This is a genomic window from Paraburkholderia phymatum STM815, from assembly GCF_000020045.1.
Taxonomy (GTDB): Bacteria; Pseudomonadota; Gammaproteobacteria; order Burkholderiales; family Burkholderiaceae; genus Paraburkholderia; species Paraburkholderia phymatum.
On record NC_010623.1, the window covers coordinates 487,885 to 511,392 of the forward strand.

Below are 23,508 nucleotides of genomic sequence, written 5' to 3' on the forward strand. Positions count from 1 at the left end.
ATTGCGCGTTAACCGCGCGCGTCGTGCAGCATCAGTTCGGGAGGAGCGGCGTGCTCGTGGCGGCCCTTATGCGAACCCGCGGGGTTGCCGGGCCGGATCCTGAACCAGATCGAATACATGGCCGGCAGGAAGACCAGCGTCAGTACCGTCCCTGCAAACGTTCCGCCGATCAGCGTGTAAGCGAGCGTGCCCCAGAACACCGAGTGGGTCAGCGGAATGAACGCGAGGATTGCGGCCATTGCAGTCAGGATCACCGGGCGTGCACGCTGCACGGTTGCTTCGACGACCGCATGGAATGGGTCAAGTCCCGCCTGCTCGTTCTGGTGGATCTGCCCGATCAGGATCAGCGTGTTGCGCATCAGGATCCCCGACAGCGCAATCAGGCCGACCAGCGCGTTGATGCCGAATGGCTGCCGAAACAGGATCAACGTCGGCACCACACCGATCAGGCCGAGCGGGCTGGTCATGAACACCATCACCATCGCCGGGATCGAGCGAACCTGGAGGATGATGATAACCAGCGTGATCGCCAGCATGATCGGGAACAGCGGCAGCATGGCGGTCGTCGCCTTGCCCGATTCCTCGATGGAGCCGGCTTCCTCGATCCGATAGCCGCCCGGCAGCCTGGCCATGATGGGCTGAAGCTGCTTCGTGATGGCGGTCGAGACGTCCGGCGGCTGCAGGCCATCGGCGATATCGCCGCGCACCGTGATCGTCGGCACGCGATCGCGCCAGCGCATGATCGGCTCCTCCATGCGCACGTCGACCTTGCCGACCTGCGACAGCGGAATGCGCTGTCCGTTGTCGCCGGCCAGCGTGAAGTCGCCGAGCCGCGCGGGGTCGAGCCGTGCGTCGCCGGCCGAACGCGCGACGACCTGCACGGTCCGGATATCCTCGCGCACAGCGGTGACGGGCACGCCGGTGAGCAGGAACTGCAGTTGTTGCGCGACGGCGCCGGACGTCAGTCCCACCGCCTGAAGACGGTCCTGCTGCAACGTGAAGTGCAGCGTCGGCGCGCGCGCCCCAATCGGCATTGACCGTGCGCATCATCGGACTGCCGTCCATCACACGCTGAACTTCGGCAGCAATACCACGTAGCTTGTCGGGGTCCGGACCGGTGACCCGATAGGCGACCGGGAACGGCGAGTACGGCCCGAACACGAGCTGTGTGACTCGCACGCGTGCTTCCGGCGCGAGACCGCCTGCGATTGCCTGACGCAGCCGCTGCTTCAATGCATCGCGCTCTTCCTGGCTGTCCGTGCGGATCACGATCTTGGCGAACGAAGGGTCGGGTAGTTCCGGTCCCATCGCCAGGAAAAAGCGCGGCGCACCCTGCCCGACGTAGGCGGTGACGATCTTCGCTTCCTTTTGCTTCGCGAGCCACGCTTCGACTTTCCCCGTGGTAGCGCTGGTTTGGGAGATCGACGTGCCATAGGGCATCTGCACCTCGACCAGCACTTCGGGACGGTCGGAGTTGGGGAAGAACTGTTTTTTGACGATCGCCACGCCGAGAATCGCAAGCACGAACAGGCCGACGACCGAACCAGCGACCAGCCATTTGCGCGCGATCACGCGCGTCAGCAACTGGCGGAATCGGTTGTAGCGTGGCGTGTCGTAGATCGCATCGTGCCCGCCTTCGAACTTCTTGAAGTCCGGCAGCATCTTCACGCCGAGATACGGTGTGAAGACGACCGCCACGACCCACGATGCGATCAGCGCAATCCCCACGATCCAGAACATGTTGCTGGTGTATTCTCCCGCGGTGGAGCGCGCGAAGCCGTTCGGCATGAAGCCGACGGCGGTCACCAGCGTGCCGGCCAGCATCGGCGCGGCCGTGTGGCTCCACGCGTAGGCCGACGCGGCCACGCGTCCGTAGCCCTCCTCCATCTTCACGACCATCATCTCGATCGCGATGATCGCGTCGTCGACCAGCAGGCCGAGCGCGAGAATCAGCGAGCCGAGCGTGATGCGGTCGAAGTTCTTGCCGGTCGCGGCCATCACCACGAACACGATGGCCAGCGTCAGCGGCACCGCCGCGGCAACGACGAGGCCGACACGCCAGCCCATGCTGACGAAACTCACCAGCATGACGACGAGCAGCGCGGCGAAGAACTTGACCATGAACTCGTCGACGGCCGAGCTGATGTTCACGGACTGGTCGGTCACCTTGGCGAGGCTCATGCCCAGCGGCAGCCCGGCGTTGATTGCGCCGACCTCGCTGTCCAGTGCCTTGCCGAGGTCGCGCCCGTTCCAGCCGTCGCGCATCACGATGCCCAGCAGCAGCGCCGGTTCGCCATTGTTGCGGATCATGAACGTTGCCGGATCTTCATAACCGCGCTCGACGGTAGCAATGTCCGACAGCTTCAGCGTGCGGCCCTGCACCACGACCGGCGTGTCGCGGATCTTCTGCAGGTTGTCAAAGGCGCCGTCGAGGCGAATGAACACCTCCGGACCTTTGGTCTCCACGGAGCCGGCGGGCGTCAGGGCGTTCTGGCCATTAAGCGCGGCGAACACGTCCTGCGGGCTGACGCCGAGCGTTGCCAGCCGGTCATGCGAGAACTGGACGTAGATGCGCTCACCCTGTTCGCCGATGATGTTGACCTTCTTCACGCCCGGCACGTGCAGCAGCCGTTGACGCAGCGTCTCGGCATCGCGCACGAGCAGGCGTTGCGGTTCGCCCCTCGCCTTCAGCGCGAAGAGCGCAAAGGTGACGTCGGCATATTCGTCGTTGACCATCGGCCCGATCACGCCGGCCGGCAGGTTGGCGGCTTCGTCGCTGATTTTTTTCCGCGCCTGGTAGAACGCCTCCTGCACTTCCGACGGCGGCGTGCTATCGAGCAGCGTCAACGTCGTGAAGGCCAGACCAGGTCGCGTATAGGTCTCGGTCCGGTCGTACCAGCGCAGTTCCTGCATGCGCTTTTCGATCTTCTCGGCGACCTGGTCGTGCATTTCCTGTGCGGTGGCGCCCGGCCATGCGGTGATGATGGTCATTACCTTGACCGTGAAGGCGGGGTCTTCCGCGCGACCCAGCTTGAAGAAGGACACGAGCCCGGCCAGCGAGATCAGGCAGATCAGGAACAGCGTGATGGCGCGCTCGCGCACGGCGAGCGCCGACAGGTTGAGTCGGCCTTCGCTCACGGACGTGCTCCTTCGCTCGCCATCGCGACGGCCTGGCCGGACACGCGGACCGGCTCACCTTCGCGTAGCAACTGGGCGCCGAGCGCGACGACCCGCTCGCCTTGCTTCAACGTACCTGACACGCGAGCGCTGTCGTCGTCCAGGTGAAGGACCGTCACCGGCCGCCACGCAACCTTGGCCGGCTCGCCGTTTATCACCCACACGCCCGGGCCCTTGCCCGCGTCGAGCACCGCGCCAATCGGCACCTGCAAACCGTCTTGGAGCGCCACGCGTGCGTCCGGTATCTCGATCGTGACGGTTGCGCCTAGCGGCGCGTCGGCCAGCGCGCCCTGCAGCACATAGCGCGCTTCGAAGGTGCGGGTATGCGAATCCGCCGTATCCGAGAGCTGGCGCAGCGTGGCTGGCACGCTAAGGCCGCTGTTGCCGAACAGCGTGGCCTGGGCGACCGAACCGATGGCGGGGCGCAGGGTTTCCGGTAGCTGGATCACAGCCTCGCGATGGCCGGCGTGAGCGAGGCGTACCACAGGCTGTCCGGCGCTGACGACCTGACCGGGTTCGGCCAGCGTTTCCATCACAACGCCATCGCCGTCCGCCACCAACCCGGCATAGCCCGTCGCATTGCGCGCCACGTCGGCGTCAGCCTCGGCCGCATTGAGCTGCGCACTGGCCGCATCGGCGGCCGCCTTGGCCTGGTCGTAGGCCGAAGCCGAGATGGCACCCGTGCCGCGCAGGTCACGGTAGCGCTCCTCGTCCTGCGCGGTCTGCTGCGCTCGCGCCCGCGCGGCGGCGACCGCCTCCTGTCGGGCCTGCGCGGCAAGCTTGAGATCGACGGGGTCGAGGCGCATAAGCGGCTGACCGCGCTTGACGGTTTGACCGGCATCCACCAGCCGTTCCAGCACCTTGCCCGAAACACGGAAACCGAGGTCGCTCTGCACGCGCGCCGCGATGGTCCCTGTAAACGAACGGGACGCGGGGACGGCGCGTTGAACGACGGACATGCGCACCAGTGGGGCTTCGATGCGCGGATCGGACAGTGTTTTTTCGCCGCAGGCCGCTAGCGCAAACGGCAGCGCACAGGCGAGTGCGGAAGTGGCGAGGCGACGCGAGAACATGAAAGTCCCATCGATGAGTGATGACGGCTTTCATTATGGTACTAGTGACCAATATCGTCAAGTGTCACAAACTTGATCTCGCTTAGGGCGACAGGCTACGAAGTACTAGGCTGGACAACTGCGCCGGCGCGACATCGGTGGTATCGCGGTTGTACTGAAGCAGCAGCGGGTTGAGGTAGGGGCGCAGCACCAGATAGATCGCCGTCGCGGTTTCGTCCAGTGGCGTCTTGCGCTCGAAGTCACCGCTTTGCCGACCTTCCTGCAAAACCTCCTGCAGCAGTTTCTGAACACGTGCTTCATAAGCTTGCACGGCCTGCCAGTTTTCGGTGGCAGCCGATGCGGCGATGTCGTAAAGCTTGCGGTCCCGGAAAAACAGACGGAGGCTCGCATCGGTAAAGACCTTGAACATCCGCCGCAGCTTCTCCGGCGGCAGATCGGTGTCCGCTACGGCCGCCCTGACCTCGCTTTCGATCTCGTGCAGGCAGTTGCCGCAGATCATCTCGCCAATGGCCTGCTTGGATTCGAAGAACTTGTAGATGTAGGCCTTGGAAAACCCGATCGCCTTGGCGAGGTCCGAGACCGTGGTTTTATCGTAGCCATACCGGCTGAAGTGCTCGGTGGCCGCGGCAACGATCTGGTCCCGCACCTCGTGATCGGCCGGGCCGCGCGCGGGGGCAGAGGGAATGGTGGTGTTTTTCATGGGCATAGCATACAGGAATGGACAACCTGTGACTATTTGGTATTATAGTCACTACCGGAACCTTGCGAACACGTTGATGCTACCCAGACACCTCCTTGCCGCAGTCATTGTCACCAGCCTCTCGACAGGCTGCGCGGTTGGTCCCGACTATGTGCGACCGGCTGTCGCCATGCCAGACAGCTTCCAGGGCCAAGCCGCAGTCGATCACCGGCAGGCGGCGGCCAGCGCCGACCTTGCCACGTGGTGGACGGGTTTCGGCGATCCGCAGCTGACGCGGTTCGTCACGCTCGCGCTGGAACAGAACCTGGACCTCGCGCAGGCCGCCGCGCGCGTCTCGCAGGCGCGCGCAGGACTCGGCGCGGCGAACGCCGCGCTGCTGCCGTCCGGCAATGTCAACGGCCAGGCTGCGCGGGTTTACCAGTCGGTTGAGACTCCCTTGGGGCGGGTCCTCAATTCGACGCCCGGTTTCGACCGCTACGGCAACGACTATGAGGCCAATTTCAGCGCGAGCTGGGAGCTGGATGTGTTCGGTGGCCTGCGTCGCGGACGGGAAGCGGCGCTTGCCGACTATCAGGCTTCAGAGGCCGGCGAGGTGGCCACGCGCCTGGCTGTGGCAGCGCAGACTGCGGACATCTACATCACTATTCGTGGATTACAGGCTCGTCTTCAGGTGGCCCGCAAGCAGTTGCAGACGCAGCAGGATCTACTTTCGACCATCAAGCTTCTGTACGGGAAAGGCCTCGCGGCCGACCTGCAGGTGAGCCAGGCTGAAGGCGCGCTGGCTCAGGTTCAGGCGTCCATCCCGGTCCTTGAGGCAGGGCTGGATGCGGCGATGAACGCGCTGGACGTGATGCTGGGTTCACAGCCCGGCACGCATCGGGCGGAACTCCTCGAGGGCGGCGATATCCCGACCGCTCCTCAAATTGCGGGCACCGGCTCGCCGGGTACCTTGCTCAGGCGTCGGCCCGATCTGATCGTGGCGGAGCGGCGCCTCGCTGCATCGAACGCGCGTATTGGCGTGGCCATCGCAGAGTACTACCCCAAGGTGTCGCTCAGTGGCTTAATCGGCAGCGCTACCTCGGTGGCCAGCGACAACCTGTTCAGTAGCGGTGCCAGTCAGGGCGCCGGCGTGCTGGGGCTGCGCTGGCGTCTGTTCGATTTCGGCCGCATCAATGCGCAGATCAAGGAGGCCAAAGGGCAGGAAGCCGAGATGCTCGCCGCCTACCGGCTTGCCGCATTGCATGCTACGGAGGATGTCGAGAATTCTTACTCGGCACTCGTCAAGCGCGAGGATCAGGCTGCCATTCTCGCGCAGGGTGTGAGCTCGCTCGGACGCGCGCGGGCGGCCTCGTTCGCCGCTTATCAGAAGGGTGTCGTCAGCCTGATCGAAGTGCTGCAGGCAGACGACAACCTCTTGCGCGCCTCGGATGGGCGGGTGCAGGCGCAAACGGAATCGGCGCGCGCAGCGATCGCGGCATTCAAGGCGCTCGGTGGCGGCTGGCAACCTACCGGTCCTGAGGCCGTTGTAAGCCGATAGCACCACCGCTCCCGGTCGGCTGCAGTCGGCCCATCCGTTGCAGAGGCTTCCTTCGTATTAGCGAAGCGCGGTAATGCGCCCCGCCTACTTCGAGCACGATGATAGGTGTGCGATCAGAACGCCGCCTTTCCCACCGACGCGCCACCGTCAACGAATAACGTTTGTCCAGTGATAAAGCCTGCATCCTCGGACAGAAAGAATGCTAAAGCTGCGGCCAATTCGTCAGGCTTGCCAAACCGCTTCATCGGCACGAGCGAAAGAAAGCGCTGCTCCGCTTCGCCGCCCACGGGCGTGTTCTGCCGGAACAGTTCGGTTTCGGTGGGCCCAGGCGCGACGGAATTGACAGTGACGCCCGTCTGTGCCAGTTCAAGCGCCCACGTGCGCGTAAAGCTCATCATCGCGGCTTTCGCCGCAGCGTAAGCCGTGCGGTTCGCCACGCCAAGAACGACAAGGCTGGAGAGATTGACGATTCGCCCCCACCCTCGATTCCGCATGCCGGGCAGCAGCGCTTGTACGGTCTGCACGGCAGAAGTGAGGTTATGACGGAAGGACGCTTCGAGATCGTCGAGATCGATCGCTTCAACGCCGGCGAGCCGGACAAACCCCGCGTTATTGACGACGCCATCGAAGGCGTAGCGCTCGGCCAGCCCCGCGAGCGCACGCGCGGTCGCATTTCGATCCGTCAGATCGACTGAAACCAGTATGCCGGGAAAACTTGAATCGTCGGCGCCGCGTGCGAGACCGACGACCTGGTGCCCGTCGGCGGCGAGCCGGTTCGACAACGCCCGCCCGATACCCTTGCTGGCGCCCGTTACCAAGAATGTACGTTTGAACATCGGAAAATCCTGAAAGGCATAAGAGAGCTGGGCTGTATCGTCCGCAAGGACGTTAGCCCCAACGGGAATTCAAGATGATGCTGCACAGGTTTACGCGCTCGAAGCCCGGGTCCTTGTATGCCAGGAAATCGTCGTTGAACGTGCCGAACGTGGTGGCTGGACGATGCTTCATGCCGTCGTAGAAGGCGTCGATCATCCTGCCGCCGAAATCGGCCCCGCGCGGCCAGGCTGCGATCACCGCCGCGCGCTGTTCCTCCGAAAACGTATCGAAGCCCCGTCCCGCCACGTCCGTCCCCGCTCCCGCTTGCACCAGCGCGATTTCCCCGTGCATGTGCTCGGGAATGCCCGGCGTCGTATGGAGCGCCACAGCGGTCCACACCTTCGCGACGTCCGCCTCGTCGACATGATGGCTGCGCAGAAAATCGCGCGCAGCATTCGCGCCGTCGACTTCAAAACGCAGTTCGCTGTCGCGGTAGGCCGACGTCAAACCGATATCGTGGAACATGGACGCAACGTAGAGCAGTTCCGAGTCGAAGGCGACGCCGTTTCGTTTTCCCAGCAGTGCGCCCCATAAGTAGACGCGTGTCGAGTGATTGAACAGCAGTTCGCTTTCGGTGTCGCGAATGAGCTGCGCGACCTCCCGCGCGAGCTGGCTGTCGGGAATGACTACGCCGGGCATGTCGTTCGCCGGCGCTGTTTTATCGTGCTTCATCGGGTTCCTCAAGCTGGAGATAGCGTGCGGTTTCCGCGACACGCCTGACTTCCGGACCGCGCCGCGTGGTCCGCTGATCCCGCATGGCATTGTCTGGCGGCGCTACTCCGGGAAAGTTACGCTTCCCTTGAGTCATGCAAAAGACCCAAGATCGAACAATCCGAATGTACTATCGCGTCCATGACAAAGCTTTCTATCGGCCTCGATCGCGCCGGACGCATCTCTCTATCAGCGCAAATTTACGGCTCGATTCGAGATACGATCGAGTCGGGCCAGCTTGCCGCCGGCGCGCGGCTGCCCTCCTGGTCGGATCTGGCCGCCCAGCTCGGCGTGTCCCGGGGTACCGTGCGGGCCGCCTATGAACGTCTGATCGACGAGCAGTTCGCGATCGGCCTTGGCGCGGCCGGAACCCGGGTAACCGCGCGGCCCTCGCCCGCGACGACCGGATGGTCGCCCGAGGCGCCGCCGCTGCCTGATCTGTTCTACGACTTCAACGCGGCGCCTTTGGCGTTTCAAATGGGTGTGCCCTCCCAGGACGCCTTTCCGTTCAAGCTCTGGTCACGCATTCAGGCGCGCGCGGCGCGCCGGGCGGCAGCGGCTCCTGTAGGCTACCCCGATCCACGCGGCGAACCGGACTTGCGACAGGAGATCGCGGCGTATCTTGGTGTCTCACGCGGACTTCGATGCAGTCCGTCCCAGGTCTTCGTCACGGTAGGTTTCTCCGGCGCGCTCAATCTCGCGATTCGTGCCCTGCGCGTGGAGGGCAGACAAGCCTGGATGGAAGACCCCGGCTTTCCGCTCACGCGTACGGCGCTTGAGCTGGCGGGAATGACCGTGGCAGGCGTGCCGGTGGACGCGGATGGGCTCGATATCGACGCAGGCACCCGGATCGCACCCAAAGCGGTCCTCGCGGTGGTGACACCGGGCCAGCAGGCCCCGCTTGGGATGACGATGTCTCTCGCTCGACGGATATCATTACTCGGCTGGGCCAGACAACACGAAGCCTGGATCGTTGAAGACGATTACCTCGGCGAGTTGCAGCTGAAAGGACGGGCCGCACCGGCACTGGCCTCGCTCGATCAGGATGGACGGGTGCTGCACATCGGGACCTTCAGCAAGACGATCAGCCCGGCACTGCGTCTGGGATTTCTCGTTGTACCGCCGGCCATGGCACGGCACTTCGGCGACGTCGCGGCGTGTCTCGCGCCCGCCCCCGCTGCATCCGTGCAGCACGCCGTGACCGAGTTCATGCACGACGGACACTATCTTCGCCACCTGCGACGTATGAAGCGTCTCTACGCTGCGCGGCAGGAAGCTCTCGTTCATTGTCTGAAGGAGCAGGCCTCGGAATCGCTCAGAGTGCAGGGCGCCGCCGGCATGACCGTCGTGGCCGCGCTTTCCCAATCCGTATCGGATGTCGAGATCGCTTTGCGGGCGCGAGCTTTCGGGCTCGCCCCAGTTCCTCTCTCTCCCTGGTACACAGGCGATCCGGGGCAGCAGGGGCTACTGCTCGGCGTGACGAATCTGAGTGAAAAAACGCTGCCGGCCAACTGTCACCGCCTGCTGGAACTCGCTCGCGGGCGCTACTGACGGACCAACGACACCTACTTTGCCATCGCTTCTTGGTACAGTGAAAATGTTCATTCCTGGTGCTTTCGGATGCCCGCATGTCACACGACAATGCGAAAGCACAAAGGAGCACGACATCCATGAACATTCAATCCATCGCAAGAGCCGCCTGCACAGCCATGGCCTTCGCCATCGCCGTGCCCGCCGCGGCGCACGGTGCGGCTGAAACGGTCACACCAAACTTTCAGCACGCCATTCCCAACATTCCGGGCAAGTCGTTGACCGCCGTCGTCGTCGATTACGCACCGGGTGCCGCGTCTTCAGCGCACAGGCATGCGGGCTCGGCCTTCATCTATGCCTATGTCGTATCGGGCGAGATCGAGTCACAGGTCGATGAAGGTCCGAAGCGTGTCTACCATGCCGGCGAAAGCTTCTTCGAGGAGCCCGGCGCCGTTCACCGCATGAGCCGCAACGCGAGCGAAACCGAGCCTGCAAAGCTACTCGCCATGTTCGTCGCGGACAGCAACGACAAAGCGCTGACCACCCCATCAAGTAATCCACCACCTTACGGAGTCACCTCATGAGCAAGCGCCTCGACTACACACAGATTGCGCCTGCGGGCGTCAAAGCCCTTGGCGGCGTCTATGGCTACGTCCTGCAGAGCGGCCTGTCGCCGGTTCTCGTCGACCTGGTCTACCTGCGCGTCTCGCAGATCAACAACTGCGCCTATTGCCTGGACATGCATACACGCGACCTGCTGAAAAAAGGCGTGAAGGTTGAAAAGCTGGCGCTCGTGCAGGCATGGAGGGAAGCGGGCCATCTATTCGACGACCGCGAGCGTGCAGCACTCGCGTGGGCCGAATCGGTCACGCTGGTGGCGCAGACCGGTGTGCCGGACGAGGCCTACGACGCTGCCCGCGCCGTCTTCAACGACCGCGAACTGGTTGACCTGACCATCGCCATCAGTCTGATGAACACGTATAACCGTATGGCAATCAGCTTCCGGAACACGCCGCAGGCCGTGATGGAAACGTAAAGACATTCCGGGCGTTCACACCGAAAAGCGCCTGGACTTCGACATAAGCACGCACGATTCTGTGACGTAATAATGCAGCCGCTTTGCATAGGCGCGGCGCGACTGCATGTCTAAAAATAATCACAGTCGTTCAACTGGTTGACCAGAGGCGTCGAGGTTGAAGTGCTCGGACTTGCATAAAGCGAGTTCACCGAAGACCAGCGCATGCTGGTGGAAGTGCTCCGCGTTCCTGAAGGGAATCCCCAAGGAACAAATCGCCGATGCGTTCAACGATGGGAATGAGCATCGACTCCAGTCGACCTTCAGCACGGTGAACGACGACTCACGATGCGCTTGTAGTTGTCAGGATCCCATGCATCAACGCGTGTGCTGTCCACTCGACGGTCATCCGCAATGGTCTTGGCGGAAGTCGAACAGTTGTGGGGAAATGTCATAGCTATCTCTCGCCGGACGGGACGGCGGCAGAAGTCTGCATGTTGAAAAGGAATTGGACTATGAAGATCGCTCGCTTTGTGAGTATGGCTTGCGCCGTGCTTCTAATTTTGGTGCTCGGTTTCGTTCAAACGTCGAACTTGCGTGCCGCTGGACGAGCACCTGCGCCGGACCATCAAAGTTCGGACACGGCCGATAGAACGCCCAACATAGCAATCCCTGACAGCAAATTGGCACGCGACGCTGCCCGATACATACGTGATTCGGAGGGGGAGTTCCTTTTCGAGCATTCGACGCGGGTTTATTGTTGGGCAGCCTTAACTGCGCAACGAAATGGCCTTCCCTACGACCCGGAGCTTTTGTACGTCGCGGCAATGTTCCATGATTATGGCTTGACGGAGAATTACGCTCAGAGCCATCTGCGATACGAGGTCGATGGTGCGAACGCCGCTCGCCAATTCCTGCGAAGCCACGGCGTGTCGGAAGCCACGAGCGAGCAAGTCTGGCTTGCGATTGCGCTGCATACAACGAACGGTATCCCTGCACAGGTTTCACCGCTGGCAGCACTTGTTGCTCAGGGAGCGAACATGGATCTGGTTGGCGCCGGCTACGACGATTTCACCGCCGAGCAGCGAGACGCCATTGAGATGGCATACCCTCACCCGCAAGACTTTGCCGAAGTCTTCATGCGTACCCTTTACGACAGCCTCAAACATCGGCCTGAAACCACTCAGGGCACCGGCTTGGCGGATGTAATGGCCTATGAGGATCCACACTTCGTCCGTAGAGACTTCAGCGCTCTCATGCGTAACTCTCATTGGGCCGCAAGAAAATGAGCATTCAACTCGGGGATACCGGCTGCACCTCACCCATGGCCCGACGCTTTCGCTCTTCGTTGTCTAAGGCGCAGTTGACCGCTGAACGGTAAACCCGATGTCTCAGGCCCGGATGGCGACGCCTATGCGTCGCTTCCGCTGGTGAGCAACGACCGACGCGGCGAGCAGCTCAGAACGCAGGCCCTGACAGAAGCCTTGGGGAGCAGCGACGCGTAGGCGCTTTCACGATCGGATGTAGGGGACATGGGAACGTACTACGGTAAGCCGACCACACACAAAGGTAGCGTGCAATTGTCGGGAATCTGGAATACAACGGCCGTTGGGGTGTCAACTCCGGAGCATCGCTGACTGTCTGAAATTGGCCGACACTTGCCCGTCGTCCCGCACGCGTGCGCTATAGGGCCGCGCGCCGCGCGTCAGACTGTCGCCAACCAAGCCCTGAGGAAAACCGCAAGATGATCGCTCCATCTTTCGCGCGGCAAAAAGTGCGATTCGTCGGCGTGATGGTTCTGACGTGTAGACAACCTCTAGCCTCGCGCGGACCGTCAGGCCAAGCCATTTCCCGAACATCGATAGCAGCGTGCGGGTAAATAGCGGGTAAGAATCAACCATCTCGCTCTGCGATGAGCCATTGATCCCCGGCCCGCACAGCTTTCCGAGATCCTGAGTTGGTTCTGAACAACAACTACCACCTCGTTCATCACGACCTGCCGGATGTTCCGTGGTTTGCGCTGCGCAGCGTCTATATGGCGTCGCGCCGGCAATACCGCGAACGCTCGGGCGGCTTTATGGTGAACGGTTATGGCGAATGGGCGAAGCGTCACGCGTTCGTTCCCGTGACGGACCCCGTGCATGGCGAACTGTCCGACGCGGCACGGACACAGCCGTCGCCAGCCTTTGCGGACCATCGCTGAACGCGGGTTCTCGCACGACGCCGTAAATGACGGAAAAGAGCGGAACCTCGGCGCTTTCGCGCGAGCGCGACCCGGCACAATCGCAGACATGTCGGTCGGCCTTGCATGCGACGAGGGAGCCACTCATGGGTTGGAAAAATCTGCTGATCGAAACACCTGTCTGGCTGATGAGCCGGTTCTATCCGCCGCGCTTCGATCCGTGCCGCGACACGCCGCGTGAGATTCTCGTGCTGCGGCCGAACGATTTCGGCGAGCTGCTCACCACCACACCCCTCTTCGAAGCGCTGCGCAAGCGCTTTCCGTCCACGCGTCTGATTGCCGGCATCGGCAGTTGGGGCCGTCCGATCCTGGAGAACAATCCGTATATCGACGAAATCGTCGAACTCAACGCGCCCTGGAACAACAAGATCGTCGCCGACCGCTCGCACAAAAGCGTGCTGCGCTTTCTGTGGAAATCGCCGGAGGTCGCGGCGCTGCGTGCGCGCGGCGGCTTCGACGTCGCGATCGACGTGCTGGGCAGCTACATGGGCACGCTGCTGATGATGCGGCTCGGCGCGCGCTACCGGATCGGCGTGCGCGGGTATCGTGGCGGCGACAGCGGCTGTCAAGCCCACGTCGTGTATGCACGGCGGCAATGCGGACGCGCCGCGCTGGCGCAAGGCGAGTTGCTTGGCGCAACGGACCTGCCGGAAGTGCGTCCGCAACTCTTCCTGACGAACGACGAGCGTGCCCAGGCCCGGCAATACTGGGCGACGAACACGCTTGCCGGGCAACGCACGGTTCGCATCGTCGCCGGCGTCGGCGCAGGCGTGCCGGCGAAGGCGTGGCCCGCGCGCGAAGTTGGCGCGGCGCTATTGCAGATCGCGCAGGCATTCGAGCAAAGCGGCAGCGCATGCGACATCGTGATCACCGGCAGCGCGGCCGATCGGTCGCGCGCGGCCGAGGCCATCGCCGCCGCGGGTCCGGGCGTTCCAGTCCGCTCGCTCGCTGGCGAAGTGCCGATGCGCATCATGTTCGCGCTCGTCGAAGAGGCCGATGTCGTGCTGACGAACTCGACGATGCTGATGCATGTCGCAGCCGCGTTTCGTCGTCCGACGGTCGCCGTGCTCGGCGGCAGCATCACGAAGCCGGAGGTGCACGACGCGATCTGGGGTTATCCGTCGCACTATGTCAGCGTGACGCCCGAACTGTCCGCGCAAGGCGAACGGCTGCACGAATGGCCGGCTGTCGAGCGTGTCGTGGAGGCGGTCGTGCAGTCGGCCGCACAGGCACAGAAACCGGACGAACCGCGCACGCGGCTCGGCGCGGCTGCATGAAGACACGAAAGCGCAACGGTTGCAACGCTGGAACGCCGCGGGAATCGGTCCGCGTTTAAAATCGCCTGCATGAACAGCGTCGCCGCCCTGCCGATGTATGGCGTATCGCCCGCACTCGCAGCCGGCTGGCGTGCGCTGCTCGCGGACGTGCTGCGCCGTGTCGAGCCCGCCGCCGAGATCGTCGAGCCGCACGATCTGCACGCGTTCTGGCGACGTCCCGATCTGCTGCTTGCGCAGACTTGCGGTTATCCGTACGTGCTCGGACTGCATGAGTACGTGCAACTGATCGCGACGCCGCACTTCGATGCGCCCGGCTGCGAGGGCGCCCACTATTCGAGCTTGATCGTCACGCGCAGCGACGCGCCGTTCGATTCGATCGAAGCCTGTCGCGGCGCGCGCGCCGCCTTCAATGCCACCGATTCGAACAGCGGCTACAACGCCTTTCGGCACACAGTCGCGCCCTATGCGCGCAATGGCAGATTCTTCGGCTCCACGCTAGAGACGGGCTCGCATCTCGGCTCGCTGCATGCCGTCGCCGCAGATCGCGCGGACGTCGCCGCGATCGATTGCGTCACGATGGCCTTTGCGCGCGACGCGTATCCCGAACTCACAAGCCGGTTGCGCGAAATCGGCTCGACGCGCTCTTCGCCCGGCCTGCCGTTGATCGCATCGAAACACGTGTCGCGCGAACAGGCCGATGCATTGCGCGCCGCGTTGGACGAAACGCTGCACGTGCAACCAGAGCGTGCGCAGCGTCTGAAACTCAAAGGCTTCTCATACTTGACGGCAGCAGCCTATGACAGCATCCGCCAGATGGAAAACGAGGCGCGCATAGCCAACTACGCGCGCCTCGCATGACGTCCGGCCCTGACGTTCAACCCGTCGAAGCGGGCCTTATTCGACGTCGAGCACCAGCAGCTGTGCGCCGTCGGCGACCTGATCGCCGACGCCGTACAGCAACTCCGCCACCTTGCCCGCTGCGGGCGCGCCGATCGTGTGCTCCATCTTCATCGCTTCCATCACGATGAGCGGCTGCCCCTTCTCCACGACGGCGCCCTGTTCGACCAGCACGGCGATCACCTTGCCCGGCATCGGCGCAGTGAGGCGTCCTTCGCCATGCTCGGCGTCCGCTGCATGCGCCAGCAGGTTTTGCCATTCGAACGCTAGCGCTTCGCCGCGGCAGAACACATGGAACGTATCGCCGTCGATGAAGACGCGGCCCGTCACATGCGCATCGCCGATGGTCGCGCCGTATTCATGCCGGCCAGCGCCCGTCCACCACTTGAAGGGCTCGGTTCGACCCTCATGCGTCAGCGTCTGCGTGTCGCCGTCGCGCGAAAAGAGCACTGAAAATGCCGACTCGGTTTCGACATCGCGCCAGTTCAGAGTCTGCATATAGCCACTGTTCAGACGCCAGTGCGACAGCGCGTCCCACGGCGATGCGCCATGCGCGACGCCGCCTTCGCGCGTCAGCAGCGCACCGCATGCCAGCGCGAGCGCTTCGACGAACGGCTTCGCGACGGGCGCGAACAGCGCGGCGTGATGACGCTCGATCAAGCCCGTGTCCAGATCGCCCGTCGAAAACGGCACGCTCGTCACGATCCGCTGCAGGAACTCGACGTTCGTATGCGGACCGACCACCTCGCAGCCGCGCAACGCCTGGCTCATGCGCTTCAACGCTTCTTCGCGGCTCGCGCCGTGCACGATCAGCTTGGCGATCATCGGGTCGTAGAACGGCGTGATCGTATCGCCCTCGCGCACGCCGCTGTCGATGCGCACAGGCGCGCGCTCGCCGCCCACGCCGAGGGTGAATTCGACCCCCTCGGGCATGCGCAGATGCTTCAACGTCCCCGTCGACGGCAGGAAGCCGCGCGCCGGATGCTCGGCATAGATGCGCGCTTCGATCGCGTGCCCTTCGACACGCAACTGGTCCTGCGCAAGCGGCAACGGCTCGCCCGCCGCGACACGCAACTGCCATTCGACGAGATCGAGCCCCGTCACCATCTCCGTCACGGGATGCTCCACCTGCAGACGCGTGTTCATCTCCATGAAGTAGAACTCGCCGCCTTCCGTCATGATGAACTCGACGGTGCCCGCACCCACGTAGTTCACCGCGCGCGCCGCCGCCACGGCTGCTTCGCCCATCGCGCGACGCACATGCGGCTGCAGGCCGGGCGCGGGCGCCTCCTCGAGCACCTTCTGGTGACGCCGCTGCACCGAACAGTCGCGGTCGAACAGATAGACGGCGCCGCCGTGCTTGTCCGCGAAGACCTGCACTTCGACGTGACGCGGCCGTGTCAGATACTTTTCGATCAGCACGCGGTCATTGCCGAAGCTGCTCGCCGCCTCGCGCTTGCACGACGCGAGCGCGGCCGCGAAGTCTTCCGTGCGCTCGACCACGCGCATGCCCTTGCCGCCGCCGCCCGCGCTCGCTTTCAGCAGCACAGGGTAAGCGATCTGATCGGCCTGGCGATGCAGCAGGTCGGCGCTCTGGTCGTCGCCATGATAGCCCGGCACGAGCGGCACGGCGGCCGAATGCATCAGCGCTTTCGCCGCGGCCTTCGAACCCATCGCGGCGATCGCTTCGACGGGCGGTCCGATGAATGCGATGCCCGCTTTCTCGCAAGCGTGCGCGAAATCCTCGTTCTCCGACAGGAAGCCATAACCGGGATGCACGGCTTGCGCACCCGTCGCGATGGCGGCCTGGATGATGCGTTCGACGCGCAGATAGCTTTGCGCCGCTGTCGATCCGCCGATGTGCACGGCTTCATCGCATGCCGCGACGTGCTTCGCGTTCGCGTCGGCGTCGGAATAGACTGCGACGCTCGTGATGCCGAGCCGCTTGCAGGTCGCGGCCACGCGGCAGGCAATCTCGCCCCGGTTCGCAATCAGGATCTTGTTGAACATGAGGTGTCTCGATGAGTTTGTTCTGTGCAGTTGCTCAGTTGCGTCGTCGGCCGCGTGAAATCACGCCCGCCACGCAGGCGAACGCTTTTCGAGGAACGACGCGACGCCTTCGCGTCCTTCCTCGCCTGCTCGCGTCTTCGCGATGCGTACCGCCGTGTCTTCGATCAGTGCCGCGCTGATTTCGCGGCCCGCGATATCGTGCACCAGCTGCTTGCAGGCTTTCACCGCGTGCGGACCGTTTGCGCATAGCGTGGTCGCAAGTTGCCCGACCGTTTCGTCGAGCGTGTCGGCGCTCACGCACTCGCTGACGAAACCCAGCCGATGCGCAGTCGCGCAATCGAACGCTTCCGCCGTCATGAAATAGCGGCGCGACGCCTGCTCGCCTAGCGCACGGATCACGTACGGCGCAATCGTCGCGGGAATCAGGCCGAGGCGCGCTTCGGACAGACAGAACTTCGCGGTATCGACGGCAACCACGATGTCGCACGCCGAGATCAGGCCCATGCCGCCCGCGTATACATCGCCGTTCACGCGTGCAATCACCGGCTTGTTGCAGCGATAGATCGACGCGAGCATGTCGGCGAGACGCAGCGCGTCGGCGCGGTTCTCGTCGTCCGAGAACCCGGCCATCTTCTTCATCCAGTTCAGATCCGCGCCCGCGCAGAACGCCTTGCCGTTCGCCGCGAGCACGACGGCGCGCACGTCGTCGCGCTCGTCCAGCGCGCGGAACGCGGACGTAAGTTCCGCGATCATCGCTTCGTTGAACGCATTGCGCACGTCAGGCCGGTTCAGCGTCACAGTGGCGACGCCGTTATCGAATGCGCTGGTCAGCGTGTCGTATTGCATCGCATAAGCTCCTCGCCGATGGCCTTACATGCGGAACACGCCGAAGCGTGTGTCTTCGATCGGCGCATTCATCGCCGCCGACAGACCGAGGCCCAGCACATCGCGCGTCTGCGCGGGATCGATCACGCCGTCGTCCCACAAGCGGGCGCTCGCATAGTACGGATGGCCCTGATGCTCGTACTGCTCGCGAATCGGCTGCTTGAACGCCTCTTCCTGTTCGGCCGTCCATGTGCCGCCCTTCGCTTCGATGCCGTCGCGCTTCACCGTTGCCAGCACGGATGCCGCCTGTTCGCCGCCCATCACCGAAATGCGCGCGTTAGGCCACATCCACAGGAAGCGCGGCGAATACGCGCGGCCGCACATGCCGTAATTGCCGGCGCCGAACGAGCCGCCGATGATCACCGTGAACTTCGGCACTTTCGCGGTGGCCACCGCCGTCACCATCTTCGCGCCGTTGCGCGCGATGCCTTCGTTCTCGTACTTGCGGCCTACCATGAAGCCCGTGATGTTCTGCAGGAACACAAGGGGAATCTTGCGCTGCGCGCACAGTTCGATGAAATGCGCGCCCTTCAGCGCCGACTCGGAAAACAGAATGCCGTTGTTCGCGACGATGCCGACGGGGTGGCCCCAGACATGTGCGAAACCGCATACGAGCGTCGTGCCGTAACGCGCCTTGAATTCGTCGAAAGCGGAATCGTCGACGATGCGCGCGATCACTTCGCGGATATCGAACGGCTTGCGCGTATCGACGGGAATCACGCCGTAGATGCTCTTCACGTCGTAGCGTGGCGGCTTCGGTTCCTGCATCGCGACGGGCACGTTCTTGCGCCGGTTCAGATTGCCGACGATGCTGCGCGCGATCGCCAGTGCATGCGGGTCGTTTTGCGCGAGGTGATCGGCAACGCCCGACAGACGCGTATGCACGTCGCCGCCGCCCAGGTCTTCCGCGCTGACTTCTTCGCCCGTCGCCGCCTTCACCAGCGGCGGCCCCCCCAGAAAGATGGTGCCTTGATTCTTGACGATGATCGATTCGTCGCTCATCGCGGGCACATAGGCGCCGCCCGCCGTGCACGAACCCATCACGACGGCGATCTGCGGAATGCCTTGCGCGGAGAGATTCGCCTGGTTGTAGAAGATGCGGCCGAAGTGATCGCGATCGGGGAACACGTCGTCCTGGTTCGGCAGATTCGCGCCACCCGAATCGACGAGATACACGCACGGCAGGCGGTTTTCCTGGGCGATTTCCTGCGCGCGCACGTGCTTCTTCACCGTCACGGGGTAGTACGTGCCGCCCTTCACGGTCGCGTCGTTGCAGACGATCACGCATTCCTGCCCGGCAATGCGCCCGATGCCCGTGATCACGCCCGCGCCCGGCGCATCGTCGCCATACATGCCGAACGCCGCGAGTTGCGACAGTTCGAGAAACGGCGTGCCCGGATCGAGCAGTTGCGCGATGCGGTCGCGCGGCAGCAGCTTGCCACGCGACACGTGCTTGTCGCGCGCAGCGGGACCACCGCCCAGCGCGAGCTTGCCGATCTTCGCCTTCAGGTCTTCGACGAGCGCTTCGAGCGCGGCCGCGTTCGCGCGGAAATCGTCGGAACGCGGGTTCAACTTCGATTCGATGACGGGCATGTCGTCTCCCTGATCCTGCTTACATCGTTTCCGCGAACAATTCGCGGCCGATCAGCATGCGGCGGATTTCGCTCGTGCCCGCACCGATTTCATAGAGCTTCGCGTCGCGCCACAGACGACCGACGGGATACTCGTTGATGTACCCGTTGCCGCCGAGAATCTGGATCGCCTCGCCCGCCATCCACGTCGCCTTTTCGGCCGTGTAGAGAATCACGCCCGCGCAGTCCTTTCGCACCTGGCGCGCATGACCCGAGCCGAGCGTATCGAGCTGACGGCCGACTGCGTACAGATATGCGCGGCAAGCCTGCAGCGTGGTGTACAGATCGGCGACCTTGCCCTGGATCAGCTGAAATTCGCCGATCGACTGGCCGAACTGCTTGCGGTCGTGGATGTACGGGACGACGGCGTCCATCACCGCCAGCATGATGCCCGTCGGACCGCCCGCGAGCACCGCGCGCTCGTAATCGAGGCCGCTCATCAGCACCTTCACGCCGCCGTTCAGTTCGCCGAGGATGTTCTCTTCCGGCACTTCGACGTTGTCGAACACGAGTTCGCCCGTATGCGAGCCGCGCATGCCGAGCTTGTCGAGCTTCTGCGCAACGGAAAAGCCCTTCATGCCCTTCTCCACGATGAACGCCGTAATGCCGCGCGGACCCGCTTCGATATCTGTCTTCGCATAGACGACGAGCGTGTCGCAGTCCGGGCCGTTCGTGATCCACATCTTCGTGCCGTTCAGCACGTAGCGGTCGCCCTTCTTCTGCGCGCGCAGCTTCATGCTGACTACGTCGGAACCGGCGTTCGGCTCGCTCATCGCTAATGCGCCGACGTGATCGCCCGACACCAGCTTCGGCAGGTACTTCTCTTTCTGCGCCGCCGTGCCGTTGCGATGAATCTGGTTCACGCACAAGTTCGAATGCGCGCCATACGACAGCCCCACCGAAGCCGACGCACGTGAAATCTCTTCCATCGCGATCATGTGCGCGGTGTAGCCCATGTTCGCGCCGCCATATTCCTCGGAAACGGTCATGCCAAGCACGCCCAGATCGCCGAACTTCTTCCACAGGTCCATCGGGAACTGATCGGTGCGGTCGATCTCGCCCGCACGCGGCGCGATCTCTTTCGCCGCAAACGACGCGACGCTGTCGCGCAGCATCTCGATCTCTTCTCCAAGCGGGAACTGCAAACCGGGCAAGTTGCTCATGTGTGTCTCCAGGAGTTCGTCGCGGACCGCTTACATCGCGCAAGCGGCCTGTCGCATCAGGCCATTTTCTTGAGCCGGGCTCAACCGGCCCCGCCGCGCAGCCAGGTGAACAGTCGATTCATCCGACATGAACCCGGCCCGCGGCGGCATAAAGCGCATTTCACTCCAGATTGACGTATGCGTCAATCGGTATTTTTGAGTGTCACTCAAATTCATCCGATGCGTCATGCGAGGCTGTTTACCGTGGTAGTATCGGCCGCACCGGAGCCCTTCCGCTCCGAAATCTGAACTGGACTCATATGATGGGCGTAGCCAGGGCCGACGGGCCGGCGTCGCGCCGCCAACCGGCGGGACGCAAGTCGCAGCAACGCGTGAAGGAAATTCTCCAGGCGGGCCGCGACGTTTTTTCCGAGAAGGGTTACGAACGCGCGACCACGGCGGAGATCGCGCAACGGCTCGGCATTTCCGAGGCCACGGTGTTCAGCTACTTTCGCGGCAAGCGCGAGCTGTGCGCGCGGGTGATCGGCGACTGGTACGACGAGATCATCGAGGCGATCGAGTCGGGCTTGCCACGCGACGGCAGCATCCGCCAGCAGTTCGCGTTCATCGTCCGCACGCATTTGAGGCTGATGCTGGTCAATGGAACGGGGCTGTGCGCGCTGGTGCTGTCGGAAGGCCGCACGCGTCAGCACGAACTCAGCGAAGAACTGACGGGACTGCAACGGCGCTATACAGCGCCGCTAATGCGTGTGCTGTCGCAAGGTCAGCAGACGGGGCAGATCCGATCGGACATTCCGCTGCGCCTGCTGCGCTCGCTCGTGTTCGGCCCGATGGAGCACGTGTTGTGGGACGCGGCGCTCGGCAATCGCCGTACCGATATCGACGCGACCGCCGACCGCCTGATCGACGTTCTGTGGTCGGCGCTGCAACCGCCCGATGCATCGCTCGATGCGCTCATGCAGTTCCGCCAGGAAGTGAGCGAAGCGACGCGCCGTCTTGCCGAAGCGGAAGCCGCACACAAACAGCGCGCGCCCCGGCTCGCGAATACGAACGACGACGCCTGAACCCGCAGGTGTAAACCGCAGGTGTAAACAAACGCGCCCGGCCGGGTGCGCAACTTGCTGACGCAATGCATATCAGCAACGAGACCCAAGGAGGACCGGCCATGTCGACCACGCCAAACAAGGGCGAAAACCCGATCCGTCCCGACCAGTCCGATGTCGTGCAAACCGACCTGCCCGATGTCGGGCCGCCGCAGGACCCGGATGCGCCGCCACTCGATCCCGACGTTGATCCCGATCACGAAAACGAAAAGCCGTAGGGCAGCGTTCGCGCATCCGTTCACCCAAAGAACAGGGAGGATCATCGTGCAACACGCCATCAACAGAACTTGCCGGATCGCCTTCGCGAGCATGCTGCTCGTCGGCGCCTGGACATCGGTGTCGACGGCGGCGTACGCGCAAGGCGCACCGCAATCGATTACGGAGCGCCACACGGAAGTCACGCATACGGGTAGCGGTTTTCGCGCGTCGAAGCTGTCGGGCACGACCGTCTATAACCGCGACAAGGACAAGATCGGCACTATCGACGACGTGATCGTCTCGCCGTCTGATCAGCATGCCTTCGCGATCCTGTCGGTGGGCGGCTTCCTCGGCATGGGCAAGCACTATGTCGCCGTGCCGCTCGGCGATTTGCAGATCACAGCCAAGGCAGTGACGATGCCGGACGCGACGAAGTCGTCGCTTGAAGCGCTGCCCGAATTCAAGTACGCGCCAGATTGATCCGCCGTATCCGCGCGCCTGGTCTGTGTCACGGCCGCTGCATACGATGCGTGCAAAGCGGCCGTGTCTGTTCTTCGATCAGCGCGGGAACGTCCGCGACGAGCGCATCGATCGCGCAACGGTATCAGGCGCCATGTCGCGCGTTGGCGGCCGCGACGTTGATCCGTTCTTGAAGTTCGGCGCGATCACGAAGCGCCCCGCAACCCGCGAAGCGCCGGTGCCCGATGCGCCGATTGAAACAAAAAAGCGTGAGCGCGAATCAGTAATACGGATATGGCGCGTAGACCACACCGGGCGGGCCGTAATAGTACGGACGCGGCGGCCCGTAATACACAGGAGCGGGCGCATAGTATGCAGGCGGCGTCGCATAGACGGGCGCCTGAGGCTGCGCAATGCTGTTGCCCTTCGACATCATGCACTGCGCGTATGCCGCATCGTAGCGGGCCTGCAAGCCATACGCCGAATACGACGCACCGTTCGCGCCCGTGGCGCCGCCGATCAGCAGGCCGCTGCCCGCGCCGATTGCCGCGCCCGCACCCGGATTGCCCGCCGCCGCACCGAACAGCGCGCCGACGGCTGCGCCGCCCAGCGTACCGACGGCCGCGCTGCCCGCCGCATTGTTCGTCGCCGCCTGCGCCGCGCCGTTCGCGTTCGTGCTGTGGTACGCATAGTCGCGGCACGCGTAGTCTTCCTGCTGGAACTGTTCGAGCGGCTCGCCCTTGCGCGGCAGCGCCACGACGCTCGGCCCGCTGGGCGGCGCGACGGCGCAACCGCCCAATGCAAGCAACACCCCGACGACAAGCGTCGGCACAGCGACTTTTCTAGCGACCTGAGTCTCGTTCATCTTCGTCGACCTGCCAATGTGAAGAACCAACCTGCAATATATGCACAATAGTCGAATCGACTCGTGCCAGAGTTACTAATCCGTTACTGGATATTTCTGTGCAAGACGCTGAACAAAAAGTACAAGTACGTCAACGGGAGTCGGCTTGAGAGCGCAGTC

Annotated in this window: 19 protein-coding genes and 2 pseudogenes; 11 read left to right on the top strand and 10 right to left on the bottom strand. The window is 63.6% G+C overall.

Annotation, left to right across the window (positions count from 1 at the left end):
- Window positions 1–8: 8 nt before the first annotated feature.
- The 3 genes and pseudogenes from BPHY_RS17935 to BPHY_RS17945 form a co-directional block, all read right to left on the bottom strand.
- Window positions 9–3,138, bottom strand: a pseudogene (locus BPHY_RS17935) (efflux RND transporter permease subunit).
- Complete coding sequence (locus BPHY_RS17940) at window positions 3,135–4,250, bottom strand: efflux RND transporter periplasmic adaptor subunit (protein WP_012402860.1); 1,116 nt, start codon at window positions 4,248–4,250, stop codon at window positions 3,135–3,137. The pseudogene BPHY_RS17935 and the gene BPHY_RS17940 overlap by 4 nt, the downstream one beginning before the upstream one ends.
- Window positions 4,251–4,332: 82 nt before the next feature.
- The gene (locus BPHY_RS17945) at window positions 4,333–4,950 is read right to left on the bottom strand and encodes a TetR/AcrR family transcriptional regulator (RefSeq protein ID WP_041764355.1); all 618 of its coding nucleotides are present in this window, start codon (window positions 4,948–4,950) and stop codon (window positions 4,333–4,335) included.
- Window positions 4,951–5,026: 76 nt separating this feature from the next.
- On the opposite strand from BPHY_RS17945, the gene BPHY_RS17950 reads away from it, so the two are divergent.
- The gene (locus tag BPHY_RS17950) at window positions 5,027–6,487 is read left to right on the top strand and encodes an efflux transporter outer membrane subunit (protein ID WP_012402862.1); all 1,461 of its coding nucleotides are present in this window, start codon (window positions 5,027–5,029) and stop codon (window positions 6,485–6,487) included.
- Window positions 6,488–6,600: 113 nt separating this feature from the next.
- On the opposite strand, the gene BPHY_RS17955 is transcribed toward BPHY_RS17950, so the two are convergent.
- On the bottom strand, window positions 6,601–7,323 hold the full coding sequence (locus BPHY_RS17955; protein WP_012402863.1) for an SDR family oxidoreductase: 723 nt from the start codon (window positions 7,321–7,323) through the stop codon (window positions 6,601–6,603).
- A 52-nt stretch (window positions 7,324–7,375) separates the two neighbouring features.
- The gene (locus BPHY_RS17960; RefSeq protein WP_012402864.1) at window positions 7,376–8,035 is read right to left on the bottom strand and encodes an HD domain-containing protein; all 660 of its coding nucleotides are present in this window, start codon (window positions 8,033–8,035) and stop codon (window positions 7,376–7,378) included.
- A gap of 180 nt (window positions 8,036–8,215) precedes the next feature.
- Here BPHY_RS17960 and pdxR point away from each other — a divergent pair, with 180 nt between their 5' ends.
- From pdxR to BPHY_RS17995, 7 genes and pseudogenes are all read left to right on the top strand, one after another.
- Entirely contained in the window at window positions 8,216–9,625 is a 1,410-nt protein-coding gene (gene pdxR, locus BPHY_RS17965; protein WP_012402865.1) for a MocR-like pyridoxine biosynthesis transcription factor PdxR, read from the top strand.
- A 119-nt stretch (window positions 9,626–9,744) separates the two neighbouring features.
- Window positions 9,745–10,188, top strand: coding sequence for a cupin domain-containing protein (locus tag BPHY_RS17970; RefSeq protein WP_012402866.1), 444 nt, complete (start codon window positions 9,745–9,747; stop codon window positions 10,186–10,188).
- On the top strand, window positions 10,185–10,640 hold the full coding sequence (locus BPHY_RS17975; RefSeq protein WP_012402867.1) for a carboxymuconolactone decarboxylase family protein: 456 nt from the start codon (window positions 10,185–10,187) through the stop codon (window positions 10,638–10,640). The genes BPHY_RS17970 and BPHY_RS17975 overlap by 4 nt, the downstream gene beginning before the upstream one ends.
- Before the next feature lie 494 nt (window positions 10,641–11,134).
- Complete coding sequence (locus BPHY_RS17980) at window positions 11,135–11,908, top strand: HD domain-containing protein (protein ID WP_012402868.1); 774 nt, start codon at window positions 11,135–11,137, stop codon at window positions 11,906–11,908.
- 668 nt (window positions 11,909–12,576) lie between these two features.
- Window positions 12,577–12,822, top strand: a pseudogene (locus BPHY_RS17985) (fatty acid desaturase); the annotation flags it as partial.
- A gap of 125 nt (window positions 12,823–12,947) precedes the next feature.
- Window positions 12,948–14,138: a glycosyltransferase family 9 protein gene (locus BPHY_RS17990; RefSeq protein WP_012402869.1), complete on the top strand. Its 1,191-nt coding sequence runs from the start codon at window positions 12,948–12,950 to the stop codon at window positions 14,136–14,138.
- Window positions 14,139–14,207: 69 nt separating this feature from the next.
- The gene (locus BPHY_RS17995; RefSeq protein ID WP_012402870.1) at window positions 14,208–14,996 is read left to right on the top strand and encodes a phosphate/phosphite/phosphonate ABC transporter substrate-binding protein; all 789 of its coding nucleotides are present in this window, start codon (window positions 14,208–14,210) and stop codon (window positions 14,994–14,996) included.
- Between the two features lie 36 nt (window positions 14,997–15,032).
- Here BPHY_RS17995 and BPHY_RS18000 read toward each other — a convergent pair whose 3' ends face one another.
- From BPHY_RS18000 to BPHY_RS18015, 4 genes are read right to left on the bottom strand one after another with little or no spacing between them, the layout of a single operon-like run.
- Window positions 15,033–17,045: an acetyl/propionyl/methylcrotonyl-CoA carboxylase subunit alpha gene (locus BPHY_RS18000; protein WP_012402871.1), complete on the bottom strand. Its 2,013-nt coding sequence runs from the start codon at window positions 17,043–17,045 to the stop codon at window positions 15,033–15,035.
- Between the two features lie 60 nt (window positions 17,046–17,105).
- Window positions 17,106–17,891 (bottom strand): enoyl-CoA hydratase/isomerase family protein, encoded by a 786-nt coding sequence (locus tag BPHY_RS18005; protein WP_012402872.1) that lies wholly within the window; start codon window positions 17,889–17,891, stop codon window positions 17,106–17,108.
- Between the two features lie 24 nt (window positions 17,892–17,915).
- Window positions 17,916–19,523: a carboxyl transferase domain-containing protein gene (locus BPHY_RS18010; RefSeq protein WP_012402873.1), complete on the bottom strand. Its 1,608-nt coding sequence runs from the start codon at window positions 19,521–19,523 to the stop codon at window positions 17,916–17,918.
- A 19-nt stretch (window positions 19,524–19,542) separates the two neighbouring features.
- Window positions 19,543–20,724, bottom strand: coding sequence for an isovaleryl-CoA dehydrogenase (locus BPHY_RS18015; protein ID WP_012402874.1), 1,182 nt, complete (start codon window positions 20,722–20,724; stop codon window positions 19,543–19,545).
- 299 nt (window positions 20,725–21,023) lie between these two features.
- Between BPHY_RS18015 and BPHY_RS18020 the strand changes: the two genes are divergently transcribed.
- The 3 genes from BPHY_RS18020 (at window position 21,024) to BPHY_RS18025 (ending at window position 22,505) form a co-directional block, all read left to right on the top strand.
- Window positions 21,024–21,788 (top strand): TetR/AcrR family transcriptional regulator, encoded by a 765-nt coding sequence (locus BPHY_RS18020; protein ID WP_012402875.1) that lies wholly within the window; start codon window positions 21,024–21,026, stop codon window positions 21,786–21,788.
- 101 nt (window positions 21,789–21,889) lie between these two features.
- Window positions 21,890–22,045: a hypothetical protein gene (locus tag BPHY_RS42560; RefSeq protein ID WP_167538879.1), complete on the top strand. Its 156-nt coding sequence runs from the start codon at window positions 21,890–21,892 to the stop codon at window positions 22,043–22,045.
- Window positions 22,046–22,091: 46 nt separating this feature from the next.
- A complete protein-coding gene (locus BPHY_RS18025) occupies window positions 22,092–22,505 on the top strand; it encodes a PRC-barrel domain-containing protein (RefSeq protein WP_012402876.1) in 414 nt (137 codons plus the stop codon).
- A 259-nt stretch (window positions 22,506–22,764) separates the two neighbouring features.
- On the opposite strand, the gene BPHY_RS18030 is transcribed toward BPHY_RS18025, so the two are convergent.
- Window positions 22,765–23,349 carry a glycine zipper family protein gene (locus tag BPHY_RS18030; protein WP_012402877.1) on the bottom strand — a complete coding sequence of 195 codons (585 nt, stop codon included), beginning with the start codon at window positions 23,347–23,349 and terminating at the stop codon, window positions 22,765–22,767.
- Window positions 23,350–23,508 lie beyond the last annotated feature (159 nt).